Origin of the sequence: Pseudoalteromonas sp. ASV78, assembly GCF_047806705.1 — a bacterium.
GTDB classification, from domain to species: Bacteria; Pseudomonadota; Gammaproteobacteria; order Enterobacterales; family Alteromonadaceae; genus Pseudoalteromonas; species Pseudoalteromonas prydzensis_A.
This window is the reverse complement of sequence record NZ_JBLOPA010000001.1, coordinates 1334699-1350566: the sequence shown is the minus strand read 5'-3', so window position 1 is coordinate 1350566 and position 15868 is coordinate 1334699. Positions and strand designations below refer to the sequence as shown.

14 protein-coding genes are annotated in these 15868 nt (G+C 42.1%); 9 read left to right on the top strand and 5 right to left on the bottom strand.

What is annotated here, in order from left to right:
- Window positions 1-94: 94 nt before the first annotated feature.
- From recN to nadK, 3 genes are all read right to left on the bottom strand, one after another.
- The gene (gene recN / locus ACMVDV_RS06005) at window positions 95-1768 is read right to left on the bottom strand and encodes a DNA repair protein RecN (RefSeq protein WP_416157533.1); all 1674 of its coding nucleotides are present in this window, start codon (window positions 1766-1768) and stop codon (window positions 95-97) included.
- Between the two features lie 88 nt (window positions 1769-1856).
- On the bottom strand, window positions 1857-2399 hold the full coding sequence (locus ACMVDV_RS06000; protein ID WP_304179086.1) for a hypothetical protein: 543 nt from the start codon (window positions 2397-2399) through the stop codon (window positions 1857-1859).
- Window positions 2400-2477: 78 nt separating this feature from the next.
- Window positions 2478-3362, bottom strand: a complete 885-nt coding sequence (gene nadK, locus ACMVDV_RS05995; protein WP_416157532.1) for an NAD(+) kinase — start codon at window positions 3360-3362, stop codon at window positions 2478-2480.
- A 100-nt stretch (window positions 3363-3462) separates the two neighbouring features.
- Here nadK and ACMVDV_RS05990 point away from each other — a divergent pair, with 100 nt between their 5' ends.
- Together ACMVDV_RS05990 and grpE are read left to right on the top strand one after the other, a co-directional pair.
- The gene (locus ACMVDV_RS05990; RefSeq protein ID WP_416157531.1) at window positions 3463-4428 is read left to right on the top strand and encodes an HrcA family transcriptional regulator; all 966 of its coding nucleotides are present in this window, start codon (window positions 3463-3465) and stop codon (window positions 4426-4428) included.
- A gap of 58 nt (window positions 4429-4486) precedes the next feature.
- Window positions 4487-5095, top strand: coding sequence for a nucleotide exchange factor GrpE (grpE, locus tag ACMVDV_RS05985; protein ID WP_304179092.1), 609 nt, complete (start codon window positions 4487-4489; stop codon window positions 5093-5095).
- Between the two features lie 25 nt (window positions 5096-5120).
- On the opposite strand, the gene ACMVDV_RS05980 is transcribed toward grpE, so the two are convergent.
- Window positions 5121-6320: a Bcr/CflA family efflux MFS transporter gene (locus ACMVDV_RS05980; protein ID WP_304179095.1), complete on the bottom strand. Its 1200-nt coding sequence runs from the start codon at window positions 6318-6320 to the stop codon at window positions 5121-5123.
- 193 nt (window positions 6321-6513) lie between these two features.
- On the opposite strand from ACMVDV_RS05980, the gene ACMVDV_RS05975 reads away from it, so the two are divergent.
- Window positions 6514-7311, top strand: a complete 798-nt coding sequence (locus ACMVDV_RS05975; RefSeq protein WP_416157530.1) for a M48 family metallopeptidase — start codon at window positions 6514-6516, stop codon at window positions 7309-7311.
- A 92-nt stretch (window positions 7312-7403) separates the two neighbouring features.
- On the opposite strand, the gene ald is transcribed toward ACMVDV_RS05975, so the two are convergent.
- Window positions 7404-8525 carry an alanine dehydrogenase gene (gene ald / locus ACMVDV_RS05970; protein ID WP_416157529.1) on the bottom strand — a complete coding sequence of 374 codons (1122 nt, stop codon included), beginning with the start codon at window positions 8523-8525 and terminating at the stop codon, window positions 7404-7406.
- Between the two features lie 140 nt (window positions 8526-8665).
- Here ald and lrp point away from each other — a divergent pair, with 140 nt between their 5' ends.
- From lrp to serS, 6 genes are all read left to right on the top strand, one after another.
- Window positions 8666-9145, top strand: coding sequence for a leucine-responsive transcriptional regulator Lrp (gene lrp / locus ACMVDV_RS05965; RefSeq protein ID WP_304179101.1), 480 nt, complete (start codon window positions 8666-8668; stop codon window positions 9143-9145).
- A gap of 132 nt (window positions 9146-9277) precedes the next feature.
- On the top strand, window positions 9278-11740 hold the full coding sequence (locus ACMVDV_RS05960; protein ID WP_416157528.1) for a DNA translocase FtsK 4TM domain-containing protein: 2463 nt from the start codon (window positions 9278-9280) through the stop codon (window positions 11738-11740).
- Window positions 11741-12367: an outer membrane lipoprotein chaperone LolA gene (lolA, locus tag ACMVDV_RS05955; RefSeq protein ID WP_416157527.1), complete on the top strand. Its 627-nt coding sequence runs from the start codon at window positions 11741-11743 to the stop codon at window positions 12365-12367.
- A gap of 5 nt (window positions 12368-12372) precedes the next feature.
- Window positions 12373-13716 carry a replication-associated recombination protein A gene (locus tag ACMVDV_RS05950; RefSeq protein ID WP_416157526.1) on the top strand — a complete coding sequence of 448 codons (1344 nt, stop codon included), beginning with the start codon at window positions 12373-12375 and terminating at the stop codon, window positions 13714-13716.
- Between the two features lie 10 nt (window positions 13717-13726).
- On the top strand, window positions 13727-14089 hold the full coding sequence (gene crcB, locus ACMVDV_RS05945) for a fluoride efflux transporter CrcB (protein ID WP_416157525.1): 363 nt from the start codon (window positions 13727-13729) through the stop codon (window positions 14087-14089).
- A gap of 8 nt (window positions 14090-14097) precedes the next feature.
- Window positions 14098-15396 (top strand): serine--tRNA ligase, encoded by a 1299-nt coding sequence (gene serS / locus ACMVDV_RS05940; protein ID WP_416157524.1) that lies wholly within the window; start codon window positions 14098-14100, stop codon window positions 15394-15396.
- Window positions 15397-15868 lie beyond the last annotated feature (472 nt).

Genomic DNA, 15868 nt, shown 5'->3' with positions numbered 1-15868 from the left:
TAGTTTGCAAGCCTTACAACCATTGGTAAGGCTTGCTAGTGTTTTGTCAAAGGGTGCAGCATTAATTGTGCTATTAGCTCTATAGGCTACAGTTTTAAGCATGGGCCATAATTAACTCTTTGGCGTTAGCTTTGGCTGTTTTACTGATGTTATCACCACCAAGTAAACGGGCAATTTCATCAATACGACCATGCTTATTCAGAGGTAGCATTTGGGTGAAAGTTTCACCATCAGCAATTTCCTTGGCAACAAAAAATTGCTGATGTCCTGAGCTGGCCACTTGCGGTAAATGGGTTACACAAATTACCTGAGTAGATTTACCCAGTTGACGTAATAACTTTCCAACAGCAGAGGCGGTTGGTCCCGAAATACCTACATCCACTTCATCAAAAATAAGCGTTGGCGTAGTGACTTTTTGCGCAATAATAACTTGGATCGCTAAACTTATGCGTGACAGCTCGCCACCGGAGGCAACTTTTGATAATGGTTGTAACGGTTGGCCTGGGTTAGTCGAGACTAAAAAGGCAATGCTGTCAAAACCTAAGCTGTTTGGCGCACGATCATGTTCTTGCTTTAGCGCAATTTCAAACAGGCCGTTTTCCATCGACAGGTTCGCCATACTTGCACTGATCAATTCATTTAGCGTATGCGCGGCACTTTGGCGGCTTGCACTAAGTGCGATTGCAGCACTGTGGTAGTCATCAAGTGCGGTTTTTATCTCATCGTTAAGCTCATCAAGTCTTGCTGAATTGGTACTGATCGATTCAAGCTCTTGGCTAATCGACTGGTGAAACTCGACTAGTTGATCCGGTTTTATATGATGCTTGCGAGCAAGATCCATCGCACCACTTAAGCGCGCTTCAACGTCAAGCAAACGATTAGGGTCAAGCTCTGTTTGCTCAGCGTAGTTACGAATTTCTCGGCTCGCTTCTTCTACTTGCACTGCGGCTTCTGCTAATAATGCAGCAACGCCACTTAAGCTTTCATCAAAGCTGGCCAGCTCTGCAAATTGTTGGGCACTATGTTGCAACATCGAGCATGCATTTTGTTCGTCGCTTTCATATAAGTGTTGCAGCTCACGCTGACACGCTTCAATAATCGTCTGGCTGTGGCTTAATTTGTGATGTTCAGCCTCAATCTGGCTAAACTCATCGGCTTGTAAAGCAAACTCATCAAGCTCAGCAACTTGATATTCTAATAGTTGTTTTTGTGCTGCTTGTTGTTGCTGTGCTTGTTCAAGGACAGTAAATTCTTTTTGTAGATTTTGATAATGGCGATACTGCTGACGCACATTATCAACTAATGTATGGTGCCCAGCATATGCGTCGAGTAACTGTAATTGATGCTCGCTTTTTAACAGGTGTTGATGCGCATGTTGACCATGGATTGAGATCAGATGTTGGCCGAGTTCTTTTAGCTGTGCTGCGGTTACAGGGCTACCATTAATATAGCTTTTACTGCGACCATTTTTACAGATCACGCGGCGCAATAAACATTCTTGATCAGTATTGCTAAGTAGCTGCTGCTCTAAAAATTGTTTGGCAAGGGGCAGTGCCGTAATATCAAATTGCGCACAAATTTCTGCGCGCTCTGTGCCTGGTCGTACCGCTGAGGCTTCAGCACGTTCGCCTAAACACAATGATAAGGCATCGATAGCGATTGATTTACCCGCACCTGTTTCACCGGTAATAGCAGTCATACCGCTTTGCCATTCGGTGCTTAAATTGCTCACAATTGCAAAATTTTTAATTTCTAACCCAATTAACATACTGTTTATCCATCCAGTCAATTAACTGTTAATTTATACAGTGTTTTGGGTTTTTGCAAATTAAATTTTATTATATTAGCGAGTTTATTTAATGCTCATTTACAGAAGTGTCAAAATTGTTTGCTGGATCAACAGCTTTTTCATAATCATCGGGATTGGCTGATAACTCGCTGGTAGATAAAACTTTGATCAGTGAAGGTAATAATTCATGGTAAAAGGTTTTATTGTAAGCTAAGCCCGCAGTGGGTAATTCACTGACAAAAAAATCTAAGCGCTCTGCGAGCGCATCACGTTCACCGGTCACATAAGTTTTTGCCAGTTCACTATTAATAGTACTGATCAGTGACTCTACAAGGCGCTCTAAATAAAGTAAGTTTTCGTCGCTGTGGGGCTGTACAACAAAAAAATTACTAACAATTACCTGAATACGAGGAATGTATTTTGGGCGAATTATTTTTGCTTCATAATATTCATTGAGCTTTAACTTTACATTCGCATTCACTTCGTTGACGCGGGTATTAAATAACTTCTTTTTTGCTGCGAGTGCTTTGCGGCGGTTATTTTCAATCACTAAATAGCTGCCAAGTAGGGTGATCAATAATAATAAAGCCAAGAAAACAACATAAGTCATGAGGCGTTAATTTCCCTGAAAAAGGTAACAAATAAATTTCAACTATTTTGCTCTAAAGTATGGTTAAGCGCAATGAAATTAATACAAACGACTGCCCCAATTTAACTTGGTTCTTAATACATGATAATACGAGTAATTTTTAGGATGGATCAGACGCAATTTCTTATCTGCTTTTTTAATTAGCACTTCATCGCCAGGTAATACCGCAAGCACCACATGACTATCACAACTAACTTGTAAACTGTCGGTATTTTCCAAGCTCAATTTTAAGCGTACTTCGTTATCTGCATCAACCACTAAAGGTCTACTTGATAGTGTATGTGGAAACATCGGCACTAATGAAATTGCATTAAGCTCTGGGGTTAAAATTGGCCCGCCACCAGAGAGAGAATAGGCGGTAGAACCTGTTGGCGTTGAGACAATTAAGCCATCGGAGCGCTGCGAAAAAACAAAATCGTTATTAATGAAGGCTTCAAATTCAATCATATGAGCGACTTTATCGGCGTGTAAAACTGCTTCATTCACTGCTGAGTTAGCGCTTTTTAGTTCGCCATGGCGGTATACTTCAACTTCGAGTAAAAAGCGTTTTTCTTCAATGTATTGACCACTTAATACTTGCTCTAAACTGGCTTCAAAGCCTTCGGGGTCTAAATCTGTTAGAAAGCCTAAGTTACCACGGTTCACGCCAATTACGGCAACATCAAAGCGGGCTAAAACGCGCGCTGCACCTAGCATATTACCATCACCACCCACAACAATGGCTAGATCAGCCTGCTCACCAAGCTCTATCAGTTTGACTAGTTTTTCTTTGGGTACGTCGGCTAATTGATGGCCAGTGCGTTGCTCTAATAATACGTTAAAGCCCAGCGCATTTAAAAAAGTGTATAAGCGCTGTAAAGTTGCAGCTGCGCCACTGTGATTTGGTTTGCCAATTAAACCTATGGTTTTAAACGGTGATTCCATGATAAATGCATCAATAGTATTAATATCAGTAGAGTAACTCAAAAGAGACAAGTTTGAAAATAACCTTGAAATAAACTCATTGCGCCCCGATATCCCCTGTATGCAGCAAGATGTAGATACTATGAATTTAAACCCTCGAGATCAGCAAATATTTTCCGCCGTAATGAGCCTGTACTGTAATGGTGAAGGGCAACCTGTGGCGTCTAGTCGTATTGCTAAACAAAAAGGCATGGCTGTGTGCTCAGCAACAGTCAGAAATGCGATGTCACGCCTTGAAAAAATAGGCTTGTTATATTCGCCGCATACCTCTGCCGGACGAGTACCGACCAATGCTGGCTTTGATTACTGGCTAAGTGAATTTTTTCCACTTGCTGAGATTGCCCAGTATTGGCAACCAGCGCAAGCGCAATTAGTTGAGCTTGCGCATGGTTTGAGTCAGCGTTATCAAGTGTGTTGTTGTGTTGGTTTACCGCAAGTCAGCTCGCAGCATGTTTTTAGAGTTGAAGTATTAGATTTTGACAGTAATGATTGGCTTATTTTATTGCTTGATAGAGCAGGGCAAAGTCATAATATTTGTATTCACAAGCCAGATGAGGCTTCAGATACCTTGCGTTATCAATTTGCAACTTGGCTTAATACGGTGTTTAGTCAACAAACCTTAATGGAAGGTTTGTATCGTATGCAAGCGATGGCAAATACCGCCCCGCGTAATTGTCATGACTCATTGCATCAATGGACTCGAGAGCTGAGCCAAAAATTAGGCTCAGATAACAGTATAGTCGTTGGTGAAAATTATCTATACCGACAAATTGATTGTGAGCAAAGCTTAAATATAGGTGTCTCTTTTTTAAACTTTGTTGAAGATAAATTGGCATTTAAAAATGGCGTGTCAGTGTTAAACACTGCGCAGCTGCCATTTACAGATTGTGATGAACTGATGGTGATCAGCGTACCGTATTTTCAAAATCAAGAATATCAAAGTCGTTTTTGCGTAATTTGCCCTAAATCGGCGCAAATTGAAGCAATCATTCAAGAATTTAAATTAATCGAGTCATTTGGCTCTTGAATCTTTTGATTCAATCCCCATAATTACCGCAATTGAAAAGAATTGGAGCACTTAAATTATGTCTGAGCAGACAAAATCACCAGAGCAAGAAGTCGAATTAAACGAAGAATTAGAGCAAATGCAAGCCGAAGTGGAAGCCGCTGTAGAAGCTGCGGATGCTCATGAAGGCGAAGAAATTAGCCCTGAAGCTGAAATTGCCATGCTTTATGCAGAGCTTGAAGAAGCTAAGCAAACGATTGCGAGTCAAAAAGACGGGGTCGTTCGCGCTGCCGCAGACGTAGATAATATGCGTCGTCGCGCTGCACAAGATGTAGAAAAAGCGCATAAATTTGCACTTGAAAAGTTCGCTAACGAATTATTGCCCGTTATTGACAACTTAGAACGCGCTATTGAGTTCTCAGACAAAGAAAACGAAACCTTAAAGCCATTGCTTGAAGGGATTGATATGACTGTGAAAAGCTTTAATGATGCGGTTGCAAAATTTGGTGTTGAAATTGTAAACCCACAAGGCGAGCAGTTTAATCCTGAATTTCACCAAGCCATGTCGATTCAACCAAGTAATGACGTAACACCTAACACTGTATTAGCAGTGATGCAAAAAGGTTACACATTAAATGGTCGTTTATTACGCCCTGCAATGGTGATGGTATCTAAAGCAGCTGAATAAATAAGTTGTTTATAAAAAATGCCCGTTAACGACGGGCATTTTTTTTGTTTCTAGCTCGGTGCCAAAGCTGAGCAATGAGTGTAAGCACTAAGGCACTGAACATTAAGCTCGAAAATGGCACTGCACTTTGTGCATGCATCAGCGCTAAAATTGGTCCCACTAATGCACCGCTACCAAAACGTAAAGTACCAATAACTGCTGTAGCTGTACCTGAGCGCTCTTCAAATTGCATTAATATCAGTGCATCGGCATTACTTGCGGTCACCCCTAAACTCATCATTAATGGTGCAATCGCTGCGACAATAAAATACAGTGACAGGTGTAATATACTGAATGTAAGTAGCGCACTGCCAGCAACAAAGCCAACCGCTAAACCATAATAGAGCATTTTTCGCGAGCCAACCCTCGGTACTAGTCGGGTATTTAAAAAGTTACCAAACATTAGCGCCATGACGTTAAACGCGAACAAAATACCAAATAACTGCTCTGACACTTTAAAGTAATCAAGGTATACAAACGGCACTGCGGTTAAAAAGCAAAAAAAGCCGAATGATACAAACATTGAACTGGCAATATCTGCACGGGTATCTTTATTTTTAAACACTGTTTTATAACTATCAAAAAATAGCGCAAAGCCTTTTAGCGGACTTTTAAAAATAGGAATATCAATTAGGTAAATTTGCACTAACGCCAGAATGACAAAGCTGTAGCTTGCCAGTACCAAAAAGATAGTTTGCCAGTGAGATAAGCCCATGATCATAGAGCCCACTGTGGGGGCGATCAAAGGGGCAACCATCATGATCATGGATACATACGACATACCTTTAGCGGTATCTTGTTTGTAGATATGGCGAATTATGCCAGGTACTACCACGGTTGCCGCAGCACCAGTAAAGGCTTGAATAGCACGCAGCGCCCAAAATAGATGAATATCATTACAAAAGGCCAATGCTACTGAGCTTACCCCAAATAATGCGAGTCCAACTTTGGTGAGTACGCGCCGACCAATTTGATCCGCTATTGGACCAAAAAATAACATCCCTAAAGCATACCCTGCCAAGTACAAACTTAATGATATTTGTACATTTGGCATGCTGGTATTAAGATCATTGGCAATAACTAACATTGCAGGTAAGTACATATCAATTGCCAATGGTGTAATTGCTACAATGCTGGCAAGTAAAGGTAACAGAATGCGTTTATTCAAAGAGACCGAGTCTTGCATGATTCACCCATTAAATAAAAAGAGACCTATATTGTAACAGCGGTAGTGACCCTTGGGTACTTAGTTTGCACGCTAACTATCATCTTTAACATATTAATAATAGAAGTAGTGTGTTTAGCTGTTATTGCAATATGTTCAATCGTAGACTGGTTTGCTATTCTAGGGATAATTAAATGTGAGTTGAGGGAATACAATGAAAAAATTAGTTTTGGCTGTGCTTGCCACTGCGGTATTAGCGGGTTGTAAAACATCACCAACAGGGCGTACGCAAATTGCGCTTTATTCTGATCAACAAATGAGTCAGATGGGTCAGCAAAGCTTTGCTGACATGAAAAAGAATCAAAAAATTAATAATAATCCTCAAGTAAATGCCTATGTAAAGTGTATTGCTGATGATGTGATTGCAGTATTACCGCAACAGTATGCACGCCAAGCTTGGGAAGTGGTGGTATTTGAAGACGATTCAGCTAACGCGTTTGCATTACCCGGTGGCTACATTGGTGTACACACGGGTTTATTAAAAGTAGCTGAAAATCAAGATCAACTCGCGACTGTAATTGGTCACGAAGTAGGCCATGTAATTGCTGAGCATTCGAATGAGCGTGTATCGCAAAGCTCAATGCTACAAACAGGTATGCAAGCCGGCAGTGCCGCACTTGAAATGGGTAATGTGCAATACCGTAACGAAATTATGCAAGGGCTTGGTTTAGGTGCGCAGTACGGCGTTATTTTACCATTTAGTCGTTCACATGAATCTGAGGCTGATGAAGTGGGTTTAGACCTAATGGCAAAAGCGGGATTTAATCCAAAAGAATCGGTCACGCTTTGGCAGAATATGAGTAAAGCGGGCAGTAGCGGTACGCCTGAGTTTATGTCTACGCACCCTGCACCGGGGAATCGAATTAAAGAGTTACAAGCAAAATTGCCACAAGCATTGAATGAGCAAAAAGCAGCGAAAGCAGCGGGTAAAAACCCACAGTGTAAGCTGTAATCTCACTTTTTGATGGTATAAAAAAAGCCTGTGAACTAACTGTTCACAGGCTTGTTAATTTTCAAATGCGAGTTAACCAGAGTGCAGGTTAATTATGCATTTTCAACAGCAGTACGTGGATCTACGTATGGCATGTTGAATGCTTCAGCAACTTCTTTATACGTTACTTGGCCTTTGATCACGTTAAGACCTTTAAGGAAGTTAGCGTCATCAAGTAATGCTTTCTTATAACCTTTGTTAGCAAGGTTAATGATGAAAGGCAATGTTGCATTGTTAAGTGCAAACGTAGATGTACGTGGTACAGCACCTGGCATATTAGCAACACAGTAGTGAACTACGTCATCAACGATGAAAGTAGGATCAGCGTGTGTAGTTGCTTTAGAGGTTGCGATACAACCACCTTGGTCGATTGCTACGTCAACAATAGCAGAACCAGGCTTCATTGCTTTGATGTGTTCAGCAGTTACTAGCTTAGGTGCAGCAGCACCTGGAATAAGTACGCCACCAATGACAAGATCAGCTTCAAGTACATGCTTTTCAAGGGCATCAGCTGTTGAGTAAATTGCTTTAACTTTATTGCCAAACTGAGCGTCAAGTGCGCGAAGTACGTCAATGTTACGATCAAGTACCACAACATCAGCACCTAGGCCTACCGCCATTTGTGCTGCACTGCGACCAACCATACCACCACCGATCACAACTACTTTAGCTGGCTCAACACCTGGTACGCCACCTAATAACATGCCACGACCATGATTTGATTTTTCAAGCGCTTGTGCACCAGCTTGAATAGACATACGGCCAGCAACTTCACTCATAGGCGCAAGTAATGGCAAACCACCACGTGAATCAGTTACTGTTTCATAGGCAATACATACTGCGCCACTTTTTACTAGGTCTTCAGTTTGTGGAAGATCGGGTGCAAGGTGTAAGTAAGTGAACAGAATTTGATCTTCACGAAGCATTGCACGCTCAACAGCTTGCGGCTCTTTTACTTTTACGATCATCTCTGCGGTTGCGAAAACGTCAGCTGCGCTTGCTAACACTTCAGCGCCGGCTTGAATATAGTCGTCATTAGTAAAACCAATGCCCATACCTGCATCAGTTTCAACAAAAACTTGGTGGCCGTGGTTTACTAACTCACGAACACTCGCAGGGACCATACCTACACGGTATTCATGGTTTTTTATTTCTTTAGGTACACCGATAATCATAATATTGCCTTGTTAGAACGGGATAAAATTTTTCACTATTATATTCATGACAAGCCAGTGTGTCTCACCTTTTTTAATTGATATTATAGTGATATAATCTACAAATACAATTTAAACAGTGTAAAAAACTAGTTGACCCTATGCATGAGTTATTAGACCGTATTGACCGTAAGATTTTGATAGAATTACAACACGATGGACGTGTTTCAAATGTCGAACTGGCCCGACGAGTAGGGCTCAGTGCGACCCCCTGTTTAGAGCGCGTTAAAAAGCTTGAACGCGAAGGCTATATTGTTGGTTATAAAGCGGTGGTTGACCCAGCTAAACTCGGTCAAGGTCTCTCTGTGTATGTAGAAGTGACGATCACTAAAACATCGCCAGATGTATTTGATGAGTTTAGCGCCGCGGTTAAAAAGCACGATGAAATTATTGAGTGTCACTTAGTGTCTGGTAATTTTGACTTTCTACTCAAAACTCGGGTAAACGATATGTCTGAGTATCGTGGCGTATTAGGTGACATATTATTAAAGCTGCCAAATGTCAGTGAAAGCCGTACCTATGTAGTAATGGAAGAAGTAAAAGGTGAGCAAGGGGTGATTATTCGCCCTTACATTGCTTGAATGATAAAAACTCGTTCATAATCAGGCCAGCATTGTTAAGATAAAGTGCAACAAAAAGTATTTCCTGCTAAGGTATTCCATTGCTAAGAGATGAGTACAAAGAAGTACAAAGAAAATGAGGAATAGCGAGTTATGCGCCTAAACGGTGTACAAAGACTATTAGAAACCGGTTTGATAATCAGCACCTTTGCCGCCATATTTATTTTGTGTGCATTGATAAGCTTTGATCCCGCTGATCCTAGTTGGTCGCAAACAGGTTATGAGAGTGTAAGAAACATAACTGGGGCGGCTGGCGCGTGGATTGCCGATATTTTATTACTTACTTTTGGTTGGTTGGCTTATTTAGTGCCGGCTGCAATCCAAATCTTTGGTTATTTATTATTTAAGCAACCGCATAAGATTTTTCAACTTGACTATACAACCTTGTCGCTTCGCGTAATTGGTTTTGCATTATTTATAACCTCGGCAACGGCCATTAGTAGTATTAATTTTGATGATATTTATAATTTTTCATCCGGTGGGGTAGTAGGTGATGTAATAGCCTCAGCTATGATGCCGGCCTTTAATTTTACTGGCACGTCTATTTTATTATTGTGTTTCTTTTTTGCCGGCTTAACCCTGTTGACGGGTGTATCTTGGGTACAGTTTGTCGACTTTATTGGCGACTGGATCATGCGTGGTTATCATTTTATCGCGTATCATCTACAAGCATGGTTACAACGTGAACGCGCAGCAAATACGCCAGTTACAGTTGAACAAGCTCCCATTGATGAAGCAAAAGCCACGAAGCAGACCCCGTCGATTCGCTTTACTGAAGCAAGCACAGGAACGACAACAGATCATCAAGACTCGCATCCGGCATTTGATGATTTGGATGACATTCTGGATCAAGAAATTAATTTTAGTGCCATTGATGATGAACCAATGGATACAGCGGCGGCCTTAAATGCACTTGATCAAAGCCATGTTGCTGAGCCTGAAAAACCGATAACCACAGTGGTTTCTCCTGCGCGACCTATGCCGAAGCCTAAGAGTACCTATCAGCCGCCACCTACGGCAAAAGAGCAGTTCGAGCAGTTATTAGAAGAAAAGCCGCCGAGCACACCTTTGCCAACACTTGATTTACTGGATAGGCCAGACAAAGCAAAAAACCCAATTTCGCCGGAAGAGCTAGAAGCCGTGTCACGTTTAGTTGAAACTAAACTACTTGATTTTAACGTGCAAGCTACGGTTGTTGCGGTTTATCCTGGGCCTGTTGTAACACGTTTTGAGCTTGATTTAGCGCCGGGTATTAAAGTATCTAAAATTACCGGTCTGGCAAAAGATTTAGCCCGCTCGTTATCAGCGGTGAGTGTCCGTGTTGTTGAAGTTATTCCGGGTAAAACTTATGTAGGGATTGAATTACCTAATAAACACCGTGAAATAGTGCGGTTATCAGAAGTGATCGACGCACCAAAATTTGAGCAAAATCCTTCGCCATTAACTATGGTATTGGGTAAAGACATTGCCGGTGAGCCAATCTGTGCTGATTTGGGTAAAATGCCGCATCTATTAGTTGCAGGTACCACAGGCTCTGGTAAGTCAGTGGGCGTTAATGTGATGATATTAAGCTTACTGTACAAATCAGGCCCTGATGATGTACGTATGATCATGATTGACCCGAAAATGTTGGAGCTTTCTGTTTACGAAGGTATCCCACATTTACTGTGTGAAGTGGTCACCGATATGAAAGAAGCTGCCAATGCGCTGCGTTGGTGTGTAGGTGAGATGGAACGCCGTTATAAGTTAATGTCGGCGTTAGGTGTGCGTAACTTAAAAGGTTACAACCAAAAGGTATTGGATGCTAAAGAAGCGGGTTACCCAATTCTCGATCCATTATTTAAAGATACTGATGGTATGAAAGAGGGACCAGACGAGTTAGGTAAGTTACCGAGCATCGTGGTGGTGATTGACGAATTTGCCGACATGATGATGATTGTTGGTAAAAAAGTTGAAGAGCTCATTGCCCGTATTGCGCAAAAAGCCCGAGCGGCAGGTATTCATTTAATACTAGCAACACAGCGCCCATCAGTGGATGTTATTACTGGTTTAATTAAAGCGAATATCCCAACGCGAATGGCGTTTCAGGTATCAAGTAAAATTGACTCGCGTACCATCTTAGATCAACAAGGTGCAGAAAACCTGTTAGGTATGGGTGATATGCTTTATTTACCGCCGGGAACTAGTGTGCCTGTACGTGTACATGGCGCGTTTGTTGATGACCATGAAGTGCATGCGGTGGTGAACGATTGGAAAGCCCGCGCTAAACCAAATTACATAGATGAAATTTTAAACGGTGACGCCACGGAAGATATTTTACTACCAGGCGAAGCCAGTGAGAATGCGGATGAAGAATCCGATCCCTTGTATGATGAAGCCGTCTCATTTGTAATAGAAACAGGCAAAGTGTCGGTTTCAAGTGTTCAGCGTAAGCTGCGTGTTGGTTATAACCGTGCAGCACGTTTAGTGGAGCAGATGGAAACGTCGGGTATTGTGAGCGCACCAGGTCATAACGGTGCCCGTGATGTATTAGTGCCCAATGGTGGAGCAAATTAAATGAAAAAAATTAACTATTTAGCCTTGGCGATCAGCTGCTTGTTATCAGCCTCAGTGTATGCAGATGACAGCCAAGCATTACAAGCTAAGCTTGCTGGATTAAAAAGCTTTCAAGCGCAATTCGAACAGCAAGTGAATGACGACCAAGGTCAGTCAATTATGCAAGGTAAGGGTAATATTGCTTTACAACAGCCAATGATGATCCGTTGGCAACAAGCCAGCCCTGACGATACCTTATTTGTTTCAAATGGCGATAAAACCTATTACTTTGACAGCTTTGCAGAACAAGTAACGATTATGAATACTCACAGTTTGATTGACTCAACACCGTTTGTATTACTCACTTCTAAAGATCCTGCGCAGTGGCAAAAGTATCAAGTAACAGCCACCGATGCAGGCTTTAGTGTGACACCTAATAAAGGCGTAGAAAGCCAAGTGGAGCAATTAGACATTGTATTTGCGAAAGACCAAACCGGTTTAGCGCAGCTATTGGTAAAAGACAGCTCTGGGCAATCATCAACCTTTACCTTTAGCGATGCCAAAGTAAATGAAAGTTTAGCTCATTCAACCTTTGAATTTAATATTCCTGAAGGTGTTGAAATAGACGACCAAAGCCAAGGTGAATAATTACAGTGAGTAATTTAGGCTTTAATTTTGGCCCGGATGTGCGCCCACTTGCGGCGCGCATGCGACCAACCAGTTTAGATGACTATATTGGCCAGCAACATCTATTAAGCCAAGATAAGCCACTCTATCAAGCTATTTTAGCTGGGCGTTGCCACAGTCTTATTTTGTGGGGACCGCCGGGCGTTGGTAAAACCACTTTAGCGCAAATTATTGCCAACCATGCCGATGCGGCGCTTATTCAAATGTCGGCGGTAACCGCAGGTATCAAAGACATTCGTGATGCGGTGAGTGAAGCACGCAATAACCTTGAAGGTCGCGCACAGCGTACCTTATTATTTGTGGATGAAGTGCACCGCTTTAATAAATCCCAGCAAGATGCGTTTTTACCACATATTGAAGATGGTACTTTTATTTTTGTTGGTGCGACTACCGAAAATCCCTCGTTTGCCCTTAATAATGCGATTTTATCGCGAGCACGAGTGTATGTATTAAAATCGCTGCAAGAAGCCGATCTTCACAATGTTATTGAACGTGCCCTTGCGGGCGACGATGAGCTAAAAAATAAAACGATTGTGCTTGCACAAAATGCTAAACAAGCACTGTGCCAAGCAAGTGATGGTGATGCCCGCAAAGTACTTAATCTACTTGAGCAAGCGATTGATTTAACCGTTGAGCAAAACGGTCAATATTTAGTTGATGAACACGTACTCAGCCAAGTATTGCCAACGCATTTAGCCAAGTATGATAAAGGCGGCGATGAATTTTACGATTTAATATCTGCCTTTCATAAATCAGTGCGGGGTAGTTCACCGGATGGCGCCTTGTATTGGTATTGCAGAATTCTCGCAGGCGGTGGCGACCCGCTGTATGTTGCAAGGCGATTACTTGCCATTGCCACCGAAGACATTGGTAATGCCGATCCGCGGGCGATGGAAGTGGCCCTTAATGCATGGGATATATTTCAGCGAGTAGGGCCAAGTGAAGGTGAACGGGCGATTGCTCAAGCAACCCTGTATTTAGCTAGCGCACCGAAAAGTAATGCTGTATATGCTGCATTTAATCAAGCCAAGCTGGATGCGCAAAACGAGCCGAGCTATCCGGTGCCAGAGCATTTACGCAATGCCCCAACAAATTTGATGAAAGACTTAGGCTATGGTGCGCAGTATCGCTATGCCCATAATGAAGAAGGCGCCTTTGCCGCCGGTGAAAACTATTTCCCGGAGCAAATAGCTGATAAACAATATTACTTTCCAACGGAGCGTGGTTTAGAGCAAAAAATTAAACAAAAGCTCGACTACCTCAAAGAGCGCGATCAACACAGTGACATAAAACGCTATGACAAGCCTTAAGATATACCTCATGATTGCCGCAGGAGGTGCCTCAGGTGCCTGTTTACGGTTTTTTATTAGCGAAACCATGTTAAAACTATTGGGCAGGGGATTCCCTTTTGGCACGTTGGCAGTTAATATTCTTGGTTCATTGTTGATGGGCATATTATACGGTTTGATAGAGCGCGAAATTATCACCGCAAGCCCCGCTAAAACCCTGATAGGAATTGGCTTTTTAGGTGCTTTGACCACCTTTTCGACATTTTCAATGGATTCGTTGTTGTTATTACAACAAGGTCACTTTTTTAAAATGGCCCTCAATATCGTCTTAAATGTGGCGGTGTGTATTTTTATGGCTTGGCTGGGCCTTCAGCTGGTAATGCAAAAAGGTTAAAAACTAACATGTTAGATTCTAAATTATTACGTCAAGATCTCGAGCAAACAGCGGCACGCTTAGCAGCACGTGGCTATGAGCTAGATACTGCGACTGTAAGCGCACTTGAAGAAAAACGCAAAACTTTACAAGTAAAAACACAAGAATTACAAAGTGAGCGTAACAGCAGCTCCAAAGCGATTGGCCAAGCAAAAGCAAAAGGCGAAGACGCACAACCGTTGTTAGATGCTATAAGCAACTTAGGCGCGCAACTGGATAGCGTAAAAGCCGAACAAGACGCCATTTTAGAAGAGCTTAAGCAAATTTCTTTAGCTATCCCAAATTTACCGGATGGATCAGTACCAGCGGGCGCTGACGAATCTGACAACGTTGAGATTTCAACTTGGGGCGAGCCTAAAAAGTATGATTTTGCAGTCAAAGATCACGTTGACTTAGGGCAAGATTTAAACGGCCTTGATTTTGAAATGGGCGTTAAAATTACCGGTTCACGCTTTACGGTAATGCGCGGCGCAATGGCTCGCATGCACCGTGCTCTAGTACAGTTTATGCTAGACACGCACACGGATAAAAACGGTTATACAGAAATGTACGTGCCGTATTTAGTAAACCGCGACAGCCTATATGGCACAGGCCAGTTACCTAAGTTTGCCGAAGACTTATTTCACACTAAAGGTTTAGTAAACGATGACGGCGAAGAGCAAGAAGGTTTTAGCTTAATTCCTACCGCTGAAGTACCGCTTACTAACAGCGCCCGTGACGAAATCTACGACGAAAAAGATTTACCAATTCGTTTAACTGCGCACACGCCATGTTTTAGAAGTGAAGCAGGTAGCTATGGCCGTGATACCCGTGGTCTTATCCGTCAGCACCAATTTGATAAAGTTGAATTAGTGCAACTAGTAAAACCAGAAGATTCAATGCAAGCACTTGAAGAGCTAACCGGTCACGCCGAGCAAATCTTACAAGCGCTAGAGCTACCATACCGTAAAGTAATTTTATGTATGGGCGACATGGGCTTTGGCTCAGCAAAAACCTACGATTTAGAAGTATGGTTACCAGCGCAAGATACTTACCGTGAAATTTCATCATGTTCAAACATGGTTGATTTCCAAGCACGTCGTATGCAAGCACGTTTTCGTCGCGCCGGTGAGAAAAAGCCAGAGTTACTGCATACACTCAATGGCTCAGGTTTAGCCGTTGGTCGTACCCTAGTCGCTATTCTAGAAAACTACCAACAAGCCGATGGTTCAGTGGTCGTACCAGAAGTGCTACGCCCGTATATGAACGGCCTTGAAGTAATTAAATAAGTTGTAGAGCTTTAAGTTTTAAACTGTAAGCTCTAGGAAGAGGCCGCTGTTTGTAATGAACAGCGGCTTTTTTGTAGGTTAAGCTCTAGCTAGCTTAAAAGTTATTCAGGATAAATCCCAGCCAACGACTTTAGGTGATGCTAAAGTGTATTTTACTCGGTTATGCAAACGGTAAGGTAAGCCGTGGACCTATCAGCAGCTTAAAGCGCATACTGATAAATATCACCTTGAGCGGGCTGTAAACGAACCCAAAAAATATGTTGTTGATCGGGCGATATTGTATATTGGTGAATAAAATTATCTGGTTTTGACATAAGCAATTGCTCAGTCTGTGTATCGATATTATATGCCCAGATGCCTGTTTCTTGTCGATAAAAATACAGCTGATTATTTATAACTCGCCAATTTAACCAATTAATACGATTAAAGTCTGCAATTACTAATTAAACATTGATAAACCCCAGCTCAGCTG

Bases quoted from the DNA above. Each gene is read 5' to 3' on its own strand.
- recN (WP_416157533.1), bottom strand. From the start codon at position 1,768: ATGTTAATTGGGTTAGAAATTAAAAATTTTGCAATTGTGAGCAATTTA.
- ACMVDV_RS06000 (WP_304179086.1), bottom strand. From the start codon at position 2,399: ATGACTTATGTTGTTTTCTTGGCTTTATTATTATTGATCACCCTACTT.
- nadK (WP_416157532.1), bottom strand. From the start codon at position 3,362: ATGGAATCACCGTTTAAAACCATAGGTTTAATTGGCAAACCAAATCAC.
- ACMVDV_RS05990 (WP_416157531.1), top strand. From the start codon at position 3,463: ATGCAGCAAGATGTAGATACTATGAATTTAAACCCTCGAGATCAGCAA.
- grpE (WP_304179092.1), top strand. From the start codon at position 4,487: ATGTCTGAGCAGACAAAATCACCAGAGCAAGAAGTCGAATTAAACGAA.
- ACMVDV_RS05980 (WP_304179095.1), bottom strand. From the start codon at position 6,320: ATGCAAGACTCGGTCTCTTTGAATAAACGCATTCTGTTACCTTTACTT.
- ACMVDV_RS05975 (WP_416157530.1), top strand. From the start codon at position 6,514: ATGAAAAAATTAGTTTTGGCTGTGCTTGCCACTGCGGTATTAGCGGGT.
- ald (WP_416157529.1), bottom strand. From the start codon at position 8,525: ATGATTATCGGTGTACCTAAAGAAATAAAAAACCATGAATACCGTGTA.
- lrp (WP_304179101.1), top strand. From the start codon at position 8,666: ATGCATGAGTTATTAGACCGTATTGACCGTAAGATTTTGATAGAATTA.
- ACMVDV_RS05960 (WP_416157528.1), top strand. From the start codon at position 9,278: ATGCGCCTAAACGGTGTACAAAGACTATTAGAAACCGGTTTGATAATC.
- lolA (WP_416157527.1), top strand. From the start codon at position 11,741: ATGAAAAAAATTAACTATTTAGCCTTGGCGATCAGCTGCTTGTTATCA.
- crcB (WP_416157525.1), top strand. From the start codon at position 13,727: ATGATTGCCGCAGGAGGTGCCTCAGGTGCCTGTTTACGGTTTTTTATT.
- serS (WP_416157524.1), top strand. From the start codon at position 14,098: ATGTTAGATTCTAAATTATTACGTCAAGATCTCGAGCAAACAGCGGCA.